We start from the raw sequence: 21,271 nt of genomic DNA on the forward strand, positions 1-21,271 counted from the left end.
TGTGCGGGCTGTGTTTTTCTACCTCCTCTGTACATCTTGCAGCTGTGAGGCTTCAGGAAAGAGCGGGAATTGCTGCATTATCACTGATCTTTTTGTGATAATCAGAAGACCCCTCTTTAGTGGCATCTGGAGGAAGAGGTAGCTTTTCAATACAGGAAATGGATACGCGATTTGAATTTATAATGGCAATTCTGGCCACAACCGCTGAACAAAGCCAGTTGTCAGGTTGTTCGCTGTTACCCTGATGTAACTTCTTGAATGTTGCAGGCAGTGGGTAATTATTGAAGAATAATTCGTGTCGTTTGATTAATATTTTCTGAATCAGATCTCTCCATTTTCGGCAAACCAGTTGTGTTTCTACCAACTCTATGCTTCTCAGATGGTCTAAAATAAGACGCAACAGATCTTCATTCCAGTGAGCAAAGTTATCTTTCGAAAGAAGCTCCTTATGACAAGAATCATGAGTCTCAACAGTATATCTACCCAACTGCCCTGAAACCTCAGACCCTGCATATTTCTGCTGAGGAGAAATTGGCACCTCTGTACTTATATTACTAACATCCATATTCTGCCTCACTGATAATGGTTACTTACTTTTGATTCCAAACTTGGATAAAAGTTCCATTACAAGAAAGTTGGATATCAACTGGATAAACAAGGAGGGAATAAAAATGCCGATTTACAGAAAAGTAAATCGGCAGAAGGTGGTAAATTAACTTATTGATTAAACAGAGTAATACAGATCAAACTCGACCGGATGAGTGGTCTGGCTAACCGCAAGACACTCTTCCTTCTTCAGTTCGATGTAACCGTCGATCATGTCGTCGGTGAATACACCACCGGCAGTCAGGAATTCACGGTCTGCGTCCAGAGCAGCCAGCGCTTCTTCGAAGCTTTCAGCTACGGTTGGGATTTCAGCGGCTTCTTCTGGTGGCAGGTCGTACAGATCCTTGTCAGCAGCGTCGCCAGGGTGGATCTTGTTTTTGATGCCGTCCAGGCCAGCCATCATCAGAGCAGCGAAGGCCAGGTATGGGTTAGCCGTTGGATCAGGGAAGCGTACTTCGATACGACGGGCCTTAGGGCTGTTGACGTAAGGAATACGGATAGAAGCAGAACGGTTACGGGCAGAGTAAGCCAGCATTACCGGAGCTTCGAAGCCTGGAATCAGACGCTTGTAGGAGTTAGTAGAAGCGTTAGCGAAAGCGTTGATGGCTTTAGCGTGCTTGATAACACCACCGATGTAGTACAGTGCTTCTTCAGACAGACCGGCATAGCCGTCGCCCGCAAACAGGTTTTCACCGTTCTTAGACAGAGACATGTGTACGTGCATACCCGAACCGTTGTCGCCTACCAGCGGCTTAGGCATAAAGGTAGCGGTTTTGCCGTAAGCGTGAGCAACGTTATGAACGGCATACTTAAGGATCTGAACTTCGTCAGCTTTTTTAACCAGTGTGTTGAACTTAACACCGATTTCACACTGACCAGCAGTACCCACTTCGTGGTGATGTACTTCAACTTCAAGACCCTGAGCTTCCATGGCTTCACACATAGCGCCACGAAGATCGTGCAGAGAGTCAACAGGAGGAACCGGGAAGTAACCGCCTTTTACTTTAGGACGGTGACCCGTGTTACCACCTTCAAACTTGGCGTTAGAAGACCAGGCCGCTTCTTCAGAATTTACTTCGTAAGAAGCACCGGAGATATCAACGTTCCACTTAACGTCGTCAAATACGAAGAACTCTGGCTCTGGGCCAAAGAAAGCGGTGTCGGCAATTCCGGTAGACTTCAAATATTCTTCAGCACGCTTGGCAACGGAACGTGGGTCACGCTCATAACCCTGCATGGTTGAAGGCTCAACGATGTCGCAACGCAGGTTCAGAGTAGAAGCTTCGGTGAAAGGATCGATAGTGGCCGTGTCGTCCACTGGCATCAGAATCATGTCGGATTCGTTAATGCCCTTCCAGCCCGCGATGGAGGAGCCATCGAACATTTTACCGATTTCGAAGAACTCATCATCGATTTCACTGATGGGGATGGATACGTGCTGCTCTTTACCTTTGGTATCGGTGAAGCGCATATCTACCCACTTAACGTCATGTTCCTTAATCAGGCTAAGAGTCTTCGACATTTTTATTTCCTCCAGAGGACAAACACCGCGCTGTAATGCCAGGCTCTGTTGACATCAGAATCAGGCGGTTACTGATCAATTTCTGAATACTTTTTTTGTTAATGAAAAAAAGTAACAGAGAAAAGTGCTTGCTGGAGCAATAGCAATTGCTATGCCATTTTCCGGTAATTAGCGTGGAAGCCCGATAACGTCTAGCTTCGATAAGCTGAATCTCTGCTATTTGCCCTCTATTACGTTCTGCGGAGAATCCGCCAAGAACTTAGACTGCACCAATACAGTGCAATCAAATCCAATAGAGAGCCAAAATAGTGCAGAGCACTTTCATCTTACGTCCACCACCTTGCCAGCGCAGAAAAGTGTACTCCCTTTGCCCAACTATTTGCACTTTTACTTACACTGATAGATATATCCACTAATCGGATTTGAGGCGGCGTTCATACTGTCCAGAAGGCTACGTTTTTCGTTATAATGTGTAGTTAGCACTCGAATACCTGCCGTACTAAATCCCCAAGAGCCACCAGACCCATGAAGTTCATCATTAAGCTGTTCCCGGAAATCACCATCAAAAGTGCTCCGGTAAGAAAACGCTTTATTAAAATGCTGCGACAGAACCTTCGCACCATTCTTAAGCGCGTGGATGAAGACATTGATGTCTCTGGCACCTGGGATTACGTCGAAGTCACCACCAGCCACAATGATGAGATTCTCATTGCTGAAGTCAGTGACCACCTCAGCCACATTCCTGGCATTGCCTACTGGCTTCAGGTGGCTGAACACAAACTGATCAGCCTTGACGATATTCTGGAAAAAGCACTGGAAGCCCATGCAGACAGTCTGGAAGGAAAAACCTTCTGTGTACGTTGCAACCGCCACGGTAAACATGATTTCCAGTCCATCGACGTGGAACGTTTCGTTGGCGGCGGTCTGAACCAGCAAAGCAAAGCTAAAGGCGTCAGTCTGAAAGACCCTGAAGTCACTGTGCGTATCGATATCAAACATGATCGCTACTTCATGACTCAAAAGCGTGGAGAAGGCCTTGGTGGTTATCCTCTTGGTTCTCAAGAACCTGTGCTGTCGCTAATTTCTGGTGGTTTTGACTCCACCGTTTCCAGCTTCCTGACCATGAAGCGTGGCATTCGCACACACTTCTGCTTTTTCAACCTTGGCGGCCATGCCCATGAGTTGGCGGTTAAAGAAGTGGCATTTTACTTATGGAACCGCTTTGGCGCTTCGCATCGGGTTAAGTTTGTCACGATTCCTTTTGAAGGCGTGGTGGAAGAAATCCTCACCAAGGTGGATAACTCCCAGATGGGGGTCATTCTCAAACGAATGATGCTGCGAGCTGCCACCAAGGTGGGCGAAGAAATGAAAATGTCGGCACTAGTAACCGGCGAAGCCATTGGTCAGGTTTCCAGCCAGACACTGCCCAACCTTGCGGTCATTGATTCAGTGACGGATGCATTGGTTCTCAGACCTCTGATCACCATGGACAAGCAGGCCATTATTGATATTTCCATCGATATTGGCACCGAAGAGTTTGTTCGTAATATTCCGGAATACTGCGCGGTTATCTCCAAGAACCCGACGACTCGAGCTAAAGAAGACAGAGTTGCCCACGAAGAGTCCAAATTCGACTTTGACGTTCTGGAACAGGCCATCAGTGATCGTCGTATGGTGTCTATTCACGACATCATCGCCGATGACTTGTCCCGCGAGGAAGTAGAGGTTTACAGCGAAGTGCCTCAAGGCGAAGTGATTATCGATATCCGCCATCACACCGAGCAGGAAATCAAACCCTTCTCCATGCCTGACCGGGAAGTGATCGAAATCCCGTTTTACCGGCTCAGATCCCATTTCCCGGAACTGGACAAAACCCGCCATTACCTGCTCTACTGCGAAAAAGGCGTGATGAGCCAGCTGCACGCTATGCACCTGCGTGAAGAAGGGCATAACAATGTTGGGGTTTACAGCCCGGCAGAAAAATAAGATTTTATGAAAACCGCAGGAGTCACAATACGGCATTGTGACTGCCTCAAACTTTGGAGTAGCAAGGATGAAACTGGCACTTATCGCCGCGGTAGCTGACAATAACGCCATTGGCATCAACAACAAAATGCCCTGGTATCTGCTAGGTGATTTGCGCTACTTCAAAGCAGTGACCATGGGAAAGCCCATTATTATGGGTCGTAAAACCTTCGATTCTTTGCGAAAACCACTGCCAGGCAGAACCAATATAGTGATCACCCGAGATACCAGCTGGCATCATGACGGTGTAAAAGTGGTTCATAATCTGCAAGATGCTATTTCGCTCGCAGAAGATGTAGCTCTGATTAATGGCAATGAAGAGATTATGGTGATTGGTGGTGAGCAGATTTATCGTCAGGCTATTGCTCAAGCCACTCGACTTTACCTGACCCGTGTATACCAAAGTTTTGACGGTGATGCTTTTTTCCCGGAATTTGATCAACTACAGTGGCGGGAAACCTCAAGAGAAGACATTCATTCTGACGAAGAAGAGTCCATTAATTACAGCTATCTTGTTTTAGATAGAGCTTATCAAAACTCTTGATTTAATATCCCCTTCAGTGCGTTTTTATAAAATACGCCAACCTTCACTTAGCTATAGTAAATAAACGGATTTATTTACTTGTATTTGGCCTGCAACGGGCTGTCCTAGGGAATGAGAAATGCCCAATATATCACCATCTGGTCGCAACAACGGCCCTGATCATGGACATCAGCTTCATCCGCTGCGCCATGCTGGGCATGATAAAAACATCAAAAACTCAAACCCATCCTCTGACCTCGTCACGAATATCGAAAAAATTGAATCCAAATACTGGCATAACAGATTGGTATCTTTCTGCCTTAAAACCATTCAACGAATCATCCAACCTCCCAAGTCATTTCTTATTCAAGAGCAGATTTCATTATTATCCAATGCCTCGGATAGAAGTAAAATTAAAGTATTGGCAGCTTTAAAGCTACACAGTGAAAAAGGTACGAAGAACATATCCCTACACCCAGATGCTCAATCAACGATTCACGGAAGCATAGCACTATCACAAAAATCTCTCAGAAAGGTAGATCAAACCTTGCAGCTATCATCTGCTGGGATTGGTTATGAGTATTACAGAAAGGGAAAAAATGTTCCTGATGGCTATTTAGAAAACTTACTCTTCCCTGAATTAGCCCAAATGGTTTTAGATTCCATCCATGAACTCAAAAAGAACACCCCACTTACTGAGTTGCAACAATCAATCACTGACACTGAAATAGCAAAAAAACTCGTAATCATCGAAGCGGAAAAAGCTGGCATAAAGAAAGACAAAGACTTTTCTTTCGAGCGCATGCTAAAGCTGAAACAAGGAATACGAAATAATCTAGTTATCTCTATTGAAGAACAACAGTCGATGAGCAAGACTTTAAGTGATATTGACAAGCTAAGGAGAAATACTTCTAACCAGGAGCCACCTAAACTAGAGCCACCTAATGAAACGAATCATTTCATCGAAAAAGAAGATCGAAGACACATCAAAAAACTGGTCACTCAAGATCGCTTTTTCTCATGGCTAAATATAAAAGATGCTGCCAACCGAACCAAAAGAATGCTACTTAGAAATAAACTACACGGTGGTATTATACTACTTTCACTTGGGATGACCGCAGTACTTTCCGTGATATTCCCACCTGCAGGATTGCCCCTTGGTATAGCTGTATTAACTGGGCTAGGAATAGAACTTGCGTATACCTCATTCTGGTCTGGAACTGACTCCCTATGGCAGAAACGCAGAATTTTCACGGGATTAAAAAAATTAAAAAAGTACTCAAACTTTAAATACGACACCCTGGATCCAAGAAATGACCAAAAAAGAATGAAACTCATAAAGAAACTAGCAACTATTTGCAAAATAAAGAATTTCACACACATTTATAACGACTATGCCGAGCTTGAAAAACTCGCAACAAAAATAAAAAAAACCCATAACAAACAAAGTATAAAAGAATCAATAAAGCTTGAAAAACTTAGAGCACTTTATAAAAAACGACACAAAAAACTTTTTTCTAACATGCTGCTCTTTGATCAACTCCAAGAAAACATCATTATAAACAAAACAATACTAGAAGATCGTCTTAGAAATAATTTATTGGATATATGGGAAGAGAAATTCTCTAACAGGCCAAAAGAAGAACTGGAAAAAATATTTCTATCTGTCAACAAGAAAGATTCACTCAATATTCATGACCATGAGATAGACTCAACCGATAAAGAATGGCTCAGCAAAACAATCCCCTCATGGATGGAAAGTGCAAACATTACAAACCACTCAGAAGACACCCTAAAAGAAAAAATACTAATAAAACAAAAAGAATCTTTTTTTTCTGCAACCAAAAAATACACAAAACAATTCACAATCTCAAGCGTTACAAGGCAAGCAAGAAAATTCAGTTTCAACAGCATAAAAGATTTAATAAGAAAAGTGTTTAAAGCAAAACCATACTCAGCTGAAATTGTTTTCTCTCACGCCAACCCCTTTTCATCGGTAGCAAGTACTTCTGGGTATGCATCTTTTGTCATTGCTTTTATGTTAGAAATCCTAGCTAGCAAAGCAAACCAAAAAATCAACAAAAAGAGAATGGAAGAGATAAAATCTGGCAAAAAAGGGAAGACATTCAGTTTATTTGGATCAAGACCCAGAACAGGAAGAGAAGAAGTTGCCACCTATCGAGCCTTATCAAGAAATGACGTTGAACCAATGGTTCACTTATTAAAGGAAGCAATGCTTGAATCTGAAAAAATCAACAAAAAGATATTAAAGACGAAACTTTCAGCATCACTAAACAGTTTAAATAGATATGATTCTATAAGCGATCAAGAAGCAGCGAAATTTATATTGAAATTTGCCATATGGAATCTATTAATTGAGAAAGAAAAAAATAATACCGTAAACTTATTTTACAAAGATATCCTGGAAAAATCCGAAAAAAGAAACAGTGAAGTATCTAGCGCCCTAAAAATAAACGGTAAAAAGCCTCTATCTATTAAGAAAATATCAATTCCCAGTGCTTTCAATTACATAACTAATATAGATCAAAATAGTAGCAGTATAGATCCAGAGCCATTTATCGTATCTCGTGCTATCTATCGAGAACAATCTGATGTTATTTTGCACCGCATACACAACAAACCCTCAGGACAGTTGATCATTGCACTGCTTCAAAAAAATCTCACGGAGCAACAAACCATCAAAAGGATTCACACCCTTGATCTTGATGAGCTTAGGGTATTACAACATTGGTCAAGTTATGCATCTCGGGAGGACAGCTTCCGGGCACATAAAGATATTCTGAAAAAATTTGATAGCATAGTCGCTCATGTTATTCACCAACGATATAGCGATCATAGCCATTCATCCCCCCCATAACTTTCCAGAGGCCAGTTCTAGGAGGCTGTCGGCTAAGTCCAACAGGCTCCTAGCCAAGTATTTTCTTCAAGACTTTAGACTGTCGCTTACGGTTGTACTTCACTTTTAACACCTCTGGTAGGCCTTTAATTGAACCTTCATCAAACCCACGCTCTATAAACCAGTGCGCCGTCTGAGTGGTTTGTGCATATAATTCCTTGATACCTTTCTCTTGTGCCAGCGCTTCAATATGACTCAACAACAAGTCGCCACGGTTAGACTGCCGATAATCCGGATGGACAACAACACAAGCAAGCTCTGCAACATTACTGCCTTTGTTATCAAAAGGGTGCAGTGCGGCACAGCCAATGATCATGCCATCCAGCAACACCACCTTGAACCAGTGTATCTCTCTTTCCAATTCTTTCCTGGAGCGACGGCGAAGAACACCTTTCTCTTCAAAAGGACGAATCAATTCCAAAATACCCGCGACGTCGTCAATGGTAGCTCGGCGAACTTCCTCATAACTGTCTCTGGATATCAGTGTGCCAGCGCCATCTCTGGTAAACAGCTCCATCAATAAAGAACCGTCTACCTGGAAACTGATAATCTGAACTCGATCCACCCCTTCAGCACAGGCTTTGGTAGCAGACGACAATAGCCGCTTTTGTTCACCTGCAAGATGATGAATTTGTGTTTGAGCTTCTGCAGGTGATATCCGACTGATCAGCTCCCCCTTATCATTAATAACGCCGTCTTTGGATCCATAGAAAACCAATTTCTCTGCATTAAGGCTAATCGCAGTTTGTGTCGCTACCTCTTCAGCCTCAATATTAAAAACCTCACCAGTAGGCGATAAGCCCAGGCAAGATAATAAAACTACGTAGCCGCTGTTTAACAGCTGATCAATAGCCTGATCATCCACCTTACGTACCGTTCCGGTATGTTTAAAATCAATGCCATCGTGGACTCCAAGAGGTTTGGCTGTCACAAAATTACCGCCAACCACCCGAATTCTTGCACCGTGCATAGGGGAGTTCACCAGACCAACAGAAAGTTTGGATTCAATTAATGCTCTCATGTTGCCAACGGCATCAATCACCGACTCAAGACTTTGTTTATCAGTGATCCGCCGTTCATTATGAAACGCCGACTGAATACCTCGTTGCTGAAGGCGGTCTTCTATCTGTGGGCGTGCACCATGGACGATAACCAGCCGAACGCCCAGGCTACTCATGAGTGCAATATCGCTGATGATATTACTCAGATTGGTATGTGCCAGTGTTTCACCACTGAGCATAATGACAAATGTCTTCCCCCGGTGTGCGTGGATGTAAGGAGATGACTGACGGAAAAATTTCACATAGTCCGCTTTATTATCTTTTTTGTTCACTGTGTGCACTTGTCATTGAGTTGAAAATAAAAAACGTTAACTACAAATAGCTTTTCTATAAGCCGCTTTTCTACAAGCTATCTTCTACAAGCTGCCTTCTACAAGCAGTAGCGCCTTATCAACGATTTAAGCATATCAACCATCGGGTTAATACGGTCAAGGGACAGATATTCATCCGGCTGGTGTGCTTGATCAATATCACCCGGGCCAAGAACGACCGTGTCCATGCCCATACTGTTCAGAAACGGTGCTTCGGTGGCAAAAGCAGCACTTTCCGCTTGATGGCCTGTCAGCTTCTCGCAGGTCTTCACAAAGTCAGAATGAATATCGGTAGCAAACGCTTCAACAGGTGCGATGAGCTTTTCAATCGAAATCTCAACGCCATCTCTTTCTGCAATAGGCGCCATTCTCTGTCGTATTTCCTGCCGAAGCTGGTCACTGTTCAGCCCGGGAAGCATGCGAATATCAAAGTCCAACTGACAATGACCACAAATACGATTTGGGTTATCGCCACCGTGAATGCAACCCAGGTTGATCGTTGGTACAGGGATCGTAAACCCCGGGTTCTGATAACGATCAGCCAGTTCCGCACGAAATTTCATGAGCTCACCAATCACACTATGAGCAGATTCCATAGCGTTTCTGCCAAGGGATGGGTTGCTGGAATGGCCTGACTGCCCAAGGATTTGGATACGCTCCATCATCACGCCCTTGTGCATATGAATAGGCCGCATGCCCGTAGGCTCGCCAATCACCGCATAACGTGCGCTGGGTCTACCCAACTTCACCAGTTCACGTGCTCCCGACATGGATGTTTCCTCATCTGCCGTTGCCAAGATAATCAGAGGCGCTTTGAATGGCGCCTGCAAAAAATCACGTGCAGCTTCCATTGCCAAGGCAAAAAAACCTTTCATATCGCAGGTTCCCAACCCGTAAAAACGATTGTCCCTCTCTGACAGGGAAAACGGCGAGCTATCCCAGAGTTTTTCATTGCATGGGACGGTATCGGTATGACCAGCCAGAACCAACCCTCCGGCTCCGGAGCCAAGAGTGGCAATTAAATTTGCTTTATGGGGCGCTTCCGGCAACGGTAACACCTCACAGTTAAACCCCATTGTTTCCAACCAGAAGGCAAGCTCGTTAATAACGAGCAGGTTGCCCATATCCAATTCAGCCAAGGTGGAGCTCACGGAAGGGATTTCAATCAGTCGAGACAGTGTCTGCTTAAGATCGGGCTGAAGTGTGGCCAAAGTAATTGCTCCTCAGGAAGCGTTAAGCACGCTAACCGTATGACTGGTTACTTATCAATGAGATCTGATGACTTAGTCTACCCTAAACCCGTGATAAATCGTGCTATACAGTGCCACTTATTCCACTTCTTATTTCACTTGGATGCTTATTCTTTGCCTGATGAGCCTCAATAACCTTTACAACATCATGATGGGAGTATTTAGCTGCCATACCCAAAGCAGTCTTGCCGAACCGGTTCTTCTGCTGAAGGTTTTTTGTCATCTCGAGTAAAAAGTTGACGGCTTCAAGGTTTCCTTTTTTAGCTGCTCTCATTAACGCATTGTTACCATCTTTATCGGCAGCTTCGCAGTTAGCTCCGTTCTCCATAAGATAGAGAAAAACATTATTTGAACCATTATTAATAGCATGCATTAATAGCGACTCTCGTTCGGAAAATAACGTGGAATTTAAGCTAGCATCAAAATGCTCAAAGTAAAACTGTAAAAGTTCTACATCATCCAGCTTAATCAGGCGACTTAGGGTTTTATCTTTCAACCCAATCATTTTTAAAATAGATTTAATTTTGTTTTTATTCTTATCCGCTGCATATAAATGATCAAACAGCTCATTTTTCAATGAGCCCGAGGCTAGTAGATGTTTGCCAATCGCCTTTTCAGCCTGAACAATATAGTACCGATCTTTAAAGTCGACTTTAAAAACTTTCCAGAAAAAATACTGCAACTTAAAATACCACTTCTTCTTTTTAGCGACAACACCTGAGTAATAATGTTCAATATCATTAAAGCTGCCAGACTCTTCGATACGTTTCGTCATCTGCGATGCTTTCTGATGGATTTTTCCACCAGACAAGTATTGATTTACTTCTCTGGAAAACTGAACTGTTGTCTCTGGCATTTGAAAGACAACCCTTCGATTCTCAAACAAAGGTTTAACACCTCTAACACCTGACTTTATTACCTTAGCGACAAAACCACTGCAATTATTTGTCATATAGCGATAATCACCATTTTCAAATAGCTTCTTTGCTCTCCTGATCATTTTTTCGGCATCAAGTCCTTTAATCAACTCTATTCTTCGATCATCAATTAAGTCTGCATGCCCGACTATATCTTGATACAATCTTAGCCTCTCTAAGTTTTCTTCTGAAGACTCGTCTGTAATCTTGTCCAAACTTTCAAGACCAAACCGCTCAACTATTTTTGGATTAAAGCTTCTAGAGCCATATGAAAAATAACGAACAGGGCCATTTTCAGGTCTTATAATAATTGCACTGTGATATCCATTCCCGTAATCAAGAGCCAATACCTGCCCCTTCTCACAACACTTAAATAGTTCTATTGTTCTTTTTTCACACTTAGCCTTAAGGTTTTCCACCTCTTCTGGCTTGGCAGTTCCACTTGAACACCTTTTATTTAAACAGTAAAACTCTGACAGCTTTGTCCTCATTCTAAAATCTGTTTTCAAATGATAAAAAAGATGTTTGAAAATACCTTTTATTGACAATTTATCCGTATAATCAATTTTACCAATATTTCTCTCTGATAGCTTTTTGTTAAGAATCTCACCTTTCTTTTTTACACAGTACTCATAAAACTGACGAATCTTTCTTTTGAATAAAGGTAATTCTGATCTAGATCGATCTTCCGGCTGTTGAATATTCGGAAAGTTTTCTGACAATGCTCGCTTTTCTGGTAGTTGGTCGAAACTATTAACTTTTACCTTTTCACATCCTGACAATATTTGACCTTTTTGCATAAGTAGTCCCTTTCTCTTACAACCATTCAATGGCCCCATTTCAATTCAAGGCTAATACAATTAACAAGTACAATAGTGCTAAAGTAGTTTTTTTACGATAACAAACCTGTCAGCATCACTAACATAATATGGGGAAAGGTATTTAACCGAAGATCAATCTGAGTATATGGAAGAATATAATGGCAAGAATGGCTCCAGCAGGCAGGGTTATTAACCAGGACATGAAAATTGTACTGATCACGCGAAGATTCAGAGCTCCAATACCTCTTGCCAAGCCAACGCCCAAAACAGCACCGACTAACGTGTGCGTAGTTGATATGGGCAACCCTGTGCCGGATGCCATTACAACAGTGGAAGCTGCTGCCAGCTCTGCAGCAAAACCACGGCTTGGCGTCAGTTCGGTAATATGGGTGCCAATGGTTGCCATCACTTTATAACCCCAAGTGGCCAATCCAACGACGATACCAGCTGCACCAAGGAGCAACACCCAGGGAGGAACTGAGGTCTTACCGACGATTTCACCACCACTGTGCACGACACTGACAACTGCTGCCAAAGGTCCAACGGCATTGGCCACATCATTTGAGCCATGAGCAAACGCCATGGAACAGGCGGTAAAAATCATCATGACACCAAAGAGTTTCTCGACACTGGAAAAATGAAAAGCAGCATCCGCCTTCTCGTCTTCTCTGACTTTGGAAAGCGCCATTTTCCCAATAAACATGATGACCAGACCGATCACGCCAGAAAGCAGCACTCCCTGGTGATCATCAAGCGGCAACCCAATATGCTTAAGGCCTTTGGTTAAGGTTACCATGGACATCATAAAGCCCACGAGAAACATATAAATGGGCATATAACGTTTGGCGTTTTGGAAAGGCTTGTCTGTATCCAGAATCAACTTTTGTACCGAGACAAATATTAAAAAGGCCATAACCCCAGACATCATCGGAGAGACAACCCAGCTGGCAACGATGGTTAATACTTTACCCCAGCTCACCGCGTCCGCAGAGATACCCACCGCCGCAAAACCAACAATAGCGCCAACAATTGAGTGAGTGGTAGAAACAGGCCAACCGTATTGAGTCGCAACCAGCAGCCAGGTACCCGCAGCCAGTAAAGAGGCCAGCATGCCATAAATTAATAAATTCGGATTCTCCACCAGATACGGCATATTCGGATCAATAATGCCCTTTCTAATGGTTTCGGTCACCGATCCCCCAGCCAGATAAGCACCTGTGAACTCCAGAAGAACAGCAATCAAAATCGCCTGACGAATCGTCAGTGCACCGGAGCCAACCGAGGTACCCATGGCATTTGCCACATCATTGGCACCTACGCCCCACGCCATGAAAAACCCAAAAAGGCAGGCAAGAATCAACAGGACGGTGCCATATTCAGCGATGATACTCATGAGACGGCTTCCGATTCAGTTAACGGGCAAGCAATAATTGAAGATGGCTTCCAACTCTTGAAGCGCGATCAGCCAGATCTCCAACCCAATCAATGATCTTATACAAAAAGATCACATCAATGGGAGGAAGTGTTTGCTCTATATCGAAAAGTAAACGTCTGACCTTTACCTGATCCTGATCTGTTTCGTTTTCGATACTGTTTAGCTCTTCAACCATTCTTTCTACCAAATCGACTTCGCGTCCTTGAAACCCTGTCTCCAACAGAGAGTCCAGCTCATGAATCGCTGTCAGTGCCTGAGCCGAGGTTTTAATTGAAAGACGCACGTAAGCAATAAATGCGTCATGCATGGATTCAGGGACCATCATCTTTCGCCCAATCATCAATCCCGCAATGTCTTTGGCTCGATTGGCCACTTTATCCTGAACAGTAACAATCTCCAGTAAATCCGTTCTGGGTACCGGTAAAAACAGGCTTTTGGGTAGTGAGAGACGAATTCTTCGTTTGATAGCATCCGCTTTATTTTCAAGCTTTGTGATCTTTTGCTGCAGCACCTCAGCCTCATCCCAATCACTGGCAAACACAGCCAGAAAAAAAGGTTCAAGCTGCAATGCACATTCATGGACGGTGCTTATATGTTTTTGGATGGGCCCAATAGGCGAGCGGCCAAATACACTCGCCAGAATGTTGTTGTTAGGCATTATTCAAATCAATCCTGATTGAACACGGTTTGGCTATCGAGTATAGAATGCAGATCCACTTTCTGCACGGACATGTCCATGAGTCAAGAAATCGAGCTGAAACTTGCGGTACCTCAAGCACTGATAAACACCGTTAAACATCACCCATTCTGGCAGTCGTACTCTGCATCGGCACCGAAAACAGTCCAGCTTGGTAATATCTATTTTGATACTGCTGATTTGAAGTTGAATCAGGAAAAAGTCGCTCTTAGAATCCGGGAAATCGATGGCGAATTTATCCAGACACTGAAAACCAAAGGCACCAGCCATCAAGGCATAACACGTCGCGGTGAGTGGGAATGGCAATTATCCAGCCCTGAGCTGGATCTCACCTTATTAAAGCCGGTTTGGCCTGAATCATTGGGTGCTATCAATGCTGAGCAGCTCATACCTCTTTTCAGTACCAACTTCCACCGCACAAAATGGCTACTTACCTGCGAAGCACCCTATGCAAAAATTGAAGCAGCGCTGGATGTCGGTGAAGTGCGATCCGGAAACAAAAGTAGCCCAATCAGCGAGTTAGAATTGGAGTTACTCGAAGGTGATGAAAAAGCGCTGGAAGTCATCGCCCAAAAACTGAATAGCGAATTAAACCTGAAGCCATCGGATGAAAGTAAGGCAGAAAAAGGGTTTAACTTACTGGTATCTTCTCGATCTTAAGGAGAGTTGGGCGTTTCCAAACCCAACAAGGACAGGCACTTTTATCAATCTGCCTGTCCTTTCGCCGAAAAACAGTAGAGAATATAAAATAAAGCTATCGTTCAGGTTTGTAGTATTTAATGAACACAACAGGTTTACAGCACCGGGAACAAATGCTCGATCTTTCAATGGTGGTTTCTGACCTGGTCAGAACCGGTTACATCACTCAAGATACCGCAGACGAGATACTCAGCTACTCAAGAACCGCTGAGCAAACTCGCATGCATCCGCTGGAGTATCTGGCGGATCTTGAGTTGGATGACCTGAAAAGACCCGGAAAAAAGCTGGATCTGGAATACCTTTGCCACTGGCTGGCAACGCTATCTGGCCAGGATTATTTCCACATTGACCCCCTGAAAATCGATGTTGCCGCCATCACGCCAGTGATGTCCCACGCCTTTGCCATTCGACACCAGATTCTGGCGGTAGATGTTAATAATACCGACATCACCATCGCCTCTGCTCAGCCATGGCATAAAGCGTGGGAAGATAATCTCCGTCACGTCACCCGCAAAGAGATCAAACGAGTCGTTGCCAATCCAGCGGATATTCGACGTTTTAGTCTGGAGTTCTACCGTCTGGCCCAATCGGTGATAGGAGCCAGTTCCGATGCTGGCGTTACTGCCACGTCTCTCAATAGTTTCGAGCAAATGCTGGAACTGGGGAACATGAAAACCCCGGATGCCAATGACCAGCACATCGTGAATATTGTGGATTGGCTGCTGCAATACGCTTTTGAACAACGCGCCAGTGATATTCACGTTGAACCACGCCGCGATCAATGCAACCTCCGTTTCCGTATTGATGGTGTTCTTCACACCATTTATCAGATGCCAGCAAAAGTGGCCGCAGCAGTAATCAGCCGGATCAAAATTCTGGGACGTATGAACGTTGCTGAAAAACGCAAACCTCAGGATGGACGACTCAAAACCCGCAACCACGACGGTTACGAAGTTGAACTACGTCTTTCCACCTTACCAACGGCGTTTGGTGAGAAAATGGTAATGCGTATTTTTGATCCGGAAGTGCTGGTTAAATCCTTCGGCGACCTTGGTTTTTCCAGAGAAGATGAAAAGCGCTGGCGCTACATGTCCAGCCAGCCCAGTGGCATTATTCTGGTGACCGGCCCCACCGGCTCCGGTAAAACCACAACTCTGTATTCCACGCTTAAACACCTTGCGACCGAGCAAGTCAATGTTTGCACCATTGAAGATCCCATTGAGATGGTTGAATCCTCTTTCAACCAAATGCAGGTTCAACACAATATTGATTTGACCTTTGCCTCCGGCTTGCGAGCATTGTTACGACAAGACCCGGACATCATCATGGTGGGTGAGATCCGTGACCTTGAAACCGCAGAAATGGCTATTCAAGCAGCGCTCACTGGTCACCTGGTACTGTCGACATTGCACACCAACGATGCGCCCTCGGCATTGACTCGTTTACTTGAGCTGGGTGTTCCTTCTTATCTGATTAAAAACACGGTGCTGGGTGTTATGGCGCAGCGTCTTGTTCGAACCCTGTGCCAAAACTGCAAAGAACAAGCTTCCGTGGATAACCATGGCTGGAAAGCGCTCACCAAACCCTGGTCAGCAGCAGCACCTGCCGAGGTCATGCAACCAGTGGGTTGTCTGGAATGCCGGGAAACCGGTTACCGGGGTCGGGCAGGTTTGTATGAAATCCTGACCATGAGCGATCAGGTAAAAGAACTGATTGTTGAAAATCCGGATATTGACCGACTGAAAAACCAGTGCATAAAAGAAGGTATGTACAGTTTGCGACTTTCTGGTGCACAAAAAGTGGCAAGTGGCCTGACAACTATTGAAGAAGTGATTCGCGTTACACCAGAATAATCCATTAACTGAACTCATTACCATTTAAATGCGCTTCATTTAAATGGTAATGAGAAAGCGTTTATAAAAATTAAAATTCCACTCCCTTTTATATAAACATTCACTTATCATTTAATTCCTCGGTTAAGTAGTTGTGCAAATGGAATCGAATATTTCTGGGTGAGTGGACAGTTACTATGCAAGGCACAACGCCGGGAGCATAGCCGTAGCTATGTGACCAGAGTTGTAACGCAGCACGACTGCATGGATGCAGGAGATAGAGCAACGCAGGAGCAGGTTGCCGAGAGTGGCTGGCCACTTGCTCAGAAAATATGATTTCATTTGGTCAACTACTTAAAGTCGTCCCGAGAATAACAACAATAGATTTCTAAACGCAGGGACTCACCATGAAAGTGCACAGTTTTGCACCGTCGGTTATCGCCATTGCTGCTGCAGCCATTATTTCACATTCAGCTATAGCTGCACCGGTTGTCGATAAAGGATTAACGTTATCGCTTGGTGCCAGTTTTAATGACTTGGACAGTTACCGGGGTTTAGACGATGCAATAGCGCCGGAAGTTGGTATTGGCTACCGATATAATGATCAATTTAGCTTGATGACAACCTATTCACAGTTCAGCACAGACCAAAAAAATGGTGATGATTCTGATCTGAAAGCTTATCGCCTTGATGCCTTTTATGATTTATCTCCATGGACCGGGCAGTTAACTCCGTATCTGGTCGGAGGCATTGATTACCTGAAAGAAAAACCCGACCATGACGATTCCCGTGATGATGCCCGTTTAAATGCAGGCCTCGGGTTACGAAAGGCTCTATCGCCAAACCTTTCAATTCAAGGCGATCTACGCGCCATCCGATCTCTGGATTACAATCAAACAGAAGGTCTGTTCAACGTTGCCCTTAGCTGGACATTTGGTGCTGTAGCAAAACCTGTTGCTGCTGCAGAACCCGTTATACAAAAGCCTGCACCAAAGCCGGTGGTTGCCAAAGTAAAAGACAGTGATCGTGACGGTGTTCTGGATAACATTGATCTCTGCCCTGAAACGCCGGCAGGAAATGAAGTGGATCAAACTGGCTGTGAACCTCAAGAAACCATCAATTTACTGGTCACTTTCGACTTTGATTCTGATGCTATTCAAGCCAACGCCTGGGACCGGATTAACAAAATGGGTGAGTTTCTCCAGCGTTACCCCGATGTAAAAATCGATATCACTGGCCATACCGACAGCATGGGATCAGAGCAATACAACCTGACACTTTCCAGTCAACGTGCTGATGCCGTTCGTAAAGCGCTCATTGAAAAGTTTGGAATTGAAGCTGAACGACTGCAGTCTTTTGGTGCTGGTGAAGTGAAACCTATTGCCAGCAATGCAACTGATGATGGACGGCTGCAAAACCGTCGCGTGGTTGCTGATATTGTTGAATGAGCATGAGCACCAAGGAAGGTAGTGTGAGCTACTTTCCTTTACCCATCTCACAACTGCTTATCCAATGCCCATCCACTGGATCAAACCCACAAGCTGAGCTCTCATCTTTCCAGACATATTTTATATCAATACCCGATGGCAGTGCCTTTTGATACTCATAAGCATCTTGCACCGAGTGCAACCAGTGAAGCAGCCCTTTATTTTTGGCATACCACCAACCTCTGCCCGGAATAAAATACCATTTTTGACTGAAACTGTTTCGTACAACACAGTGCTCCAATGAAAGCTTACCCTCCAGCCATGACAGACAAAAATGCTCACCGGCCAGTACATTAAACAGACGCTTTGATGCAATATCATGAATCCAAAACTGCCCCGTCGATTGATTACACTGACTGGCTCGAATGGTTGCTCCACCAAAACAATCATATTGACCCACGCTATCAATATTACAGGGAGTAACTTCCAAACAAGTGTCTTTGCGTACATCTTTTAATTGCAGCATGCCTGTTAATTTTTGCTTTTCTCCTAGCCATGGCCAGAGTTTAGAAACGTTTGGATAGTTAATTTTCTGGTTCTCAACAGGCTCTATCTGACGTTCAAAGTCGATACATTCATACTTGCCAGTGAATGGGCTGATAAAACAATGATCTGAATCATAATCAATCATTGAATAATGCAAACGATCAGCCTTTCCCTCTTCATGCACTTGCACTAAAGAATTCATGTAAGAGCGTTGGCTAATACGGCTGAGCAGTTCTCCTCTTTGATTAAAATACCATGCCTGCTTCATATCACCTTGCCGACAAGCAGCCAAGGTCATTCCGCCGGCTTCATTACTCAAGCAAACATTCTCAGGAAAACTCATTGACCTCAACGTCTTTCCAGAAAAATCAAATGACCAATTCTGGGAAGGTGAGTCAGTATCGCAGGGACTTAATACAATGGACTGATTACAACTTTCTGCGTCTGATTCCTCGCAGCCCGAATCCACAGTCGCAAGGCACTGACCCGTGTCAGAATATTTCAGTTGAAAAGTTTCGCTTTCTCCAGAAAAACTCACCCTGCTGGTAAGAAAGAATAAAAAGCTGAGAAGGCAAATAAGAGAACGCATAAGAGCACTAATAGATAATTTATAAACTGATACTAAGAGTGAACCTTTAGCTTCTATTTAGTTCCTTTGTTTAATAAAAAAGCCCCGAAAAACGGGGCTCTATAGGAAATTATCTACACTATGGTTCGGATATCAGAACAGCTCATCATCCAGAGCATAAAGTTCTTCTGTTCCTGAAAGCGCGGCTAAAGCGGCACTTTCAAACCTCGGTAACAAACGCTTGAAGTAGTAACGGGCAGTGATTTGTTTTGCCTGCATCCACTCTTTCTCTTCAGTGCCGTCGGCCAGCTTCTCAGTGGCCTTTTTGGACATTAATGACCACATCCAGCCGTAAGCCACATAGGAAAAAGCGTTCAGGTAATCCACGCAAGCAGCGTTGATCAGATTCGGATCATCTTTGGCCTGATTCATCAGTTTGTGGGTAAGCTCTTCCAACTTATCTACAGCTGATAAAAGCTGATCAGCAAACTCATCATCGGCGGATGTTGAGCTACGAATTTCGCTGAGGAACGTTTCCAGATACGTGCCACCGCTCATAGCGATTTTACGACCCAGCAGATCCAGCGCTTGAATGCCGTTGGTGCCTTCGTAAATCTGAGTAATACGAACGTCACGAACCAGCTGCTCCTGGCCCCACTCGCGGATATAACCGTGACCACCCAACACCTGCTGACCGGCAACACAGCTTTCCAAACCGGCATCGGTGAGAAACGCTTTAACAACAGGTGTTAACAGCGCAACCAGCGCCTCAGCCTTTTTTTGTTCCTGATCATCTTTACTGTACTTGGCGATATCCAACTGCTTGGCAACGTAGGTGGAGAATGCACGACCACCTTCGTTCAAGGCTTTCATGTTCAGTAGCATACGACGAATGTCGCCATGAACCATCAGTGGATCAGCGGCTTTGTCTTTGTTTTTAGCGCCAGTGGCAGAGCGACCCTGAATACGATCTTTGGCGTATTCCAGAGCAGTCTGATAAGACATTTCACTGCTACCCAAACCTTGGATGCCAACGAACACGCGCTCGTAATTCATCATGGTGAACATCGCGTTCAGGCCTTTGTTCACTTCACCAACGAGATAGCCTTTAGCGTTATCAAAGTTCATAACACAAGTAGCTGAACCATTGATGCCCATCTTGTGTTCGATGGAACCACAAGCCGCACCATTTCTTTCACCCAAAGAGCCATCTTCATTGACCATGAATTTTGGCACCAGGAACAGAGAGATGCCTTTCGGGCCTTTTGGCGCATCAGGAAGCTTTGCCAGAACCAAATGGATAATGTTATCCGTCAGGTCGTGCTCACCACCGGTGATGAAGATTTTCGTGCCGGTGATGTCGTAACTGCCATCGCCATTATCTTCAGCTTTGGTTCGGATAATACCCAGGTCTGTACCCGCGTGTGGCTCGGTCAAACACATGGTGCCGGACCATTCACCGGAGTACATTTTTGGCAGGTAGGCTTCTTTCAAAGCTTCAGAAGCGTGGGCATCAATGGCCAGAGAAGCGCCAGCACCCAGACTTGGGTAGAGAATAAAAGCAAGGCTGGCACTGCAGGCCATTTCATCAAACTGGGCTGCCAGTACTTTTGGCATGCCCATGCCGCCATAGGCCGGGTTGCCACCCAATCCACTCCAGCCACCTTCAGCAAAGGTTTTGTAGGCTTCTTTGTAGCCAGCCGGTGTGGTGACGTTGCCGTTATCCCAAGAGCAAGCTTCTTCATCACCGGAACGATTCAGCGGGGCAATGGTACGGGAGGCCAGTTTAGCGGCTTCTTCCAGAATGGCATCGGCGGTTTCAGTATCCACCATCTCGCTGACAGCAGGCCACTGAGACCACTGCTCAGCCACATTGAACACGTCATACATTACAAAACGCATGTCACGCAGGGGGGCTTTGTACTCGGCCATGATTCTCCACTCCTGGAATAATTTTTATCGATTAAAGTACCGATGTTACCCACTGAATTTATACGAAAAATTGGCTTCAGCGGCTCACATGGGTGAGTGAATTTCGTCATAGAAATTTTAACGGATTAAACGCTTGTTTGACAGCATACTCCCCGGTTTTCACTCTCACTCAAACGCGAATT

Annotated in this window: 15 protein-coding genes; 6 read left to right on the top strand and 9 right to left on the bottom strand. The window is 44.5% G+C overall.

From position 1 onward, the window contains the following. Window positions 1–52: 52 nt before the first annotated feature. Together Q1B11_RS14480 and glnA are read right to left on the bottom strand one after the other, a co-directional pair. A complete protein-coding gene (locus Q1B11_RS14480; RefSeq protein ID WP_299733928.1) occupies window positions 53–565 on the bottom strand; it encodes an F-box protein in 513 nt (170 codons plus the stop codon). Window positions 566–724: 159 nt separating this feature from the next. Further along, window positions 725–2,128: a glutamate--ammonia ligase gene (gene glnA / locus Q1B11_RS14485; protein ID WP_067515434.1), complete on the bottom strand. Its 1,404-nt coding sequence runs from the start codon at window positions 2,126–2,128 to the stop codon at window positions 725–727. A gap of 525 nt (window positions 2,129–2,653) precedes the next feature. Between glnA and thiI the strand changes: the two genes are divergently transcribed. The 3 genes from thiI (at window position 2,654) to Q1B11_RS14500 (ending at window position 7,554) form a co-directional block, all read left to right on the top strand. Beyond that, entirely contained in the window at window positions 2,654–4,114 is a 1,461-nt protein-coding gene (gene thiI, locus Q1B11_RS14490; RefSeq protein WP_299733931.1) for a tRNA uracil 4-sulfurtransferase ThiI, read from the top strand. Between the two features lie 67 nt (window positions 4,115–4,181). After that, window positions 4,182–4,697: a dihydrofolate reductase gene (locus tag Q1B11_RS14495; RefSeq protein ID WP_299733933.1), complete on the top strand. Its 516-nt coding sequence runs from the start codon at window positions 4,182–4,184 to the stop codon at window positions 4,695–4,697. Window positions 4,698–4,815: 118 nt separating this feature from the next. Next, window positions 4,816–7,554, top strand: coding sequence for a hypothetical protein (locus Q1B11_RS14500; protein ID WP_299733935.1), 2,739 nt, complete (start codon window positions 4,816–4,818; stop codon window positions 7,552–7,554). Window positions 7,555–7,603: 49 nt separating this feature from the next. Here Q1B11_RS14500 and argA read toward each other — a convergent pair whose 3' ends face one another. The 5 genes from argA to Q1B11_RS14525 all read right to left on the bottom strand — a co-directional run bounded on the left by argA (window position 7,604) and on the right by Q1B11_RS14525 (window position 14,046). Further along, window positions 7,604–8,926, bottom strand: a complete 1,323-nt coding sequence (argA, locus tag Q1B11_RS14505) for an amino-acid N-acetyltransferase (protein WP_299733937.1) — start codon at window positions 8,924–8,926, stop codon at window positions 7,604–7,606. 98 nt (window positions 8,927–9,024) lie between these two features. Further along, window positions 9,025–10,176, bottom strand: coding sequence for an acetylornithine deacetylase (argE, locus tag Q1B11_RS14510; protein WP_299733939.1), 1,152 nt, complete (start codon window positions 10,174–10,176; stop codon window positions 9,025–9,027). 103 nt (window positions 10,177–10,279) lie between these two features. Next, on the bottom strand, window positions 10,280–11,932 hold the full coding sequence (locus Q1B11_RS14515; RefSeq protein ID WP_299733940.1) for an ankyrin repeat domain-containing protein: 1,653 nt from the start codon (window positions 11,930–11,932) through the stop codon (window positions 10,280–10,282). Window positions 11,933–12,074: 142 nt separating this feature from the next. Continuing rightward, entirely contained in the window at window positions 12,075–13,346 is a 1,272-nt protein-coding gene (locus Q1B11_RS14520; RefSeq protein ID WP_299733942.1) for an inorganic phosphate transporter, read from the bottom strand. 19 nt (window positions 13,347–13,365) lie between these two features. Continuing rightward, window positions 13,366–14,046 (bottom strand): TIGR00153 family protein, encoded by a 681-nt coding sequence (locus tag Q1B11_RS14525; protein ID WP_299733944.1) that lies wholly within the window; start codon window positions 14,044–14,046, stop codon window positions 13,366–13,368. A gap of 78 nt (window positions 14,047–14,124) precedes the next feature. Here Q1B11_RS14525 and Q1B11_RS14530 point away from each other — a divergent pair, with 78 nt between their 5' ends. The 3 genes from Q1B11_RS14530 to Q1B11_RS14540 all read left to right on the top strand — a co-directional run bounded on the left by Q1B11_RS14530 (window position 14,125) and on the right by Q1B11_RS14540 (window position 18,064). Beyond that, the gene (locus tag Q1B11_RS14530; protein ID WP_299733946.1) at window positions 14,125–14,745 is read left to right on the top strand and encodes a CYTH domain-containing protein; all 621 of its coding nucleotides are present in this window, start codon (window positions 14,125–14,127) and stop codon (window positions 14,743–14,745) included. 119 nt (window positions 14,746–14,864) lie between these two features. Further along, window positions 14,865–16,637, top strand: coding sequence for a GspE/PulE family protein (locus Q1B11_RS14535; protein ID WP_299733948.1), 1,773 nt, complete (start codon window positions 14,865–14,867; stop codon window positions 16,635–16,637). Window positions 16,638–17,023: 386 nt separating this feature from the next. Beyond that, window positions 17,024–18,064, top strand: coding sequence for an OmpA family protein (locus Q1B11_RS14540; protein WP_299733950.1), 1,041 nt, complete (start codon window positions 17,024–17,026; stop codon window positions 18,062–18,064). Between the two features lie 28 nt (window positions 18,065–18,092). Here the strand turns inward: Q1B11_RS14540 and Q1B11_RS14545 are convergent, their stop codons facing one another. Both Q1B11_RS14545 and Q1B11_RS14550 read right to left on the bottom strand, forming a co-directional pair. After that, entirely contained in the window at window positions 18,093–19,178 is a 1,086-nt protein-coding gene (locus Q1B11_RS14545) for an RICIN domain-containing protein (RefSeq protein WP_299733952.1), read from the bottom strand. A gap of 132 nt (window positions 19,179–19,310) precedes the next feature. Next, the gene (locus tag Q1B11_RS14550; protein ID WP_299733954.1) at window positions 19,311–21,089 is read right to left on the bottom strand and encodes an acyl-CoA dehydrogenase C-terminal domain-containing protein; all 1,779 of its coding nucleotides are present in this window, start codon (window positions 21,087–21,089) and stop codon (window positions 19,311–19,313) included. Window positions 21,090–21,271 lie beyond the last annotated feature (182 nt).

Origin of the sequence: uncultured Endozoicomonas sp. (genome assembly GCF_947495845.1) — a bacterium.
Taxonomy (GTDB): domain Bacteria; phylum Pseudomonadota; class Gammaproteobacteria; order Pseudomonadales; family Endozoicomonadaceae; genus Endozoicomonas.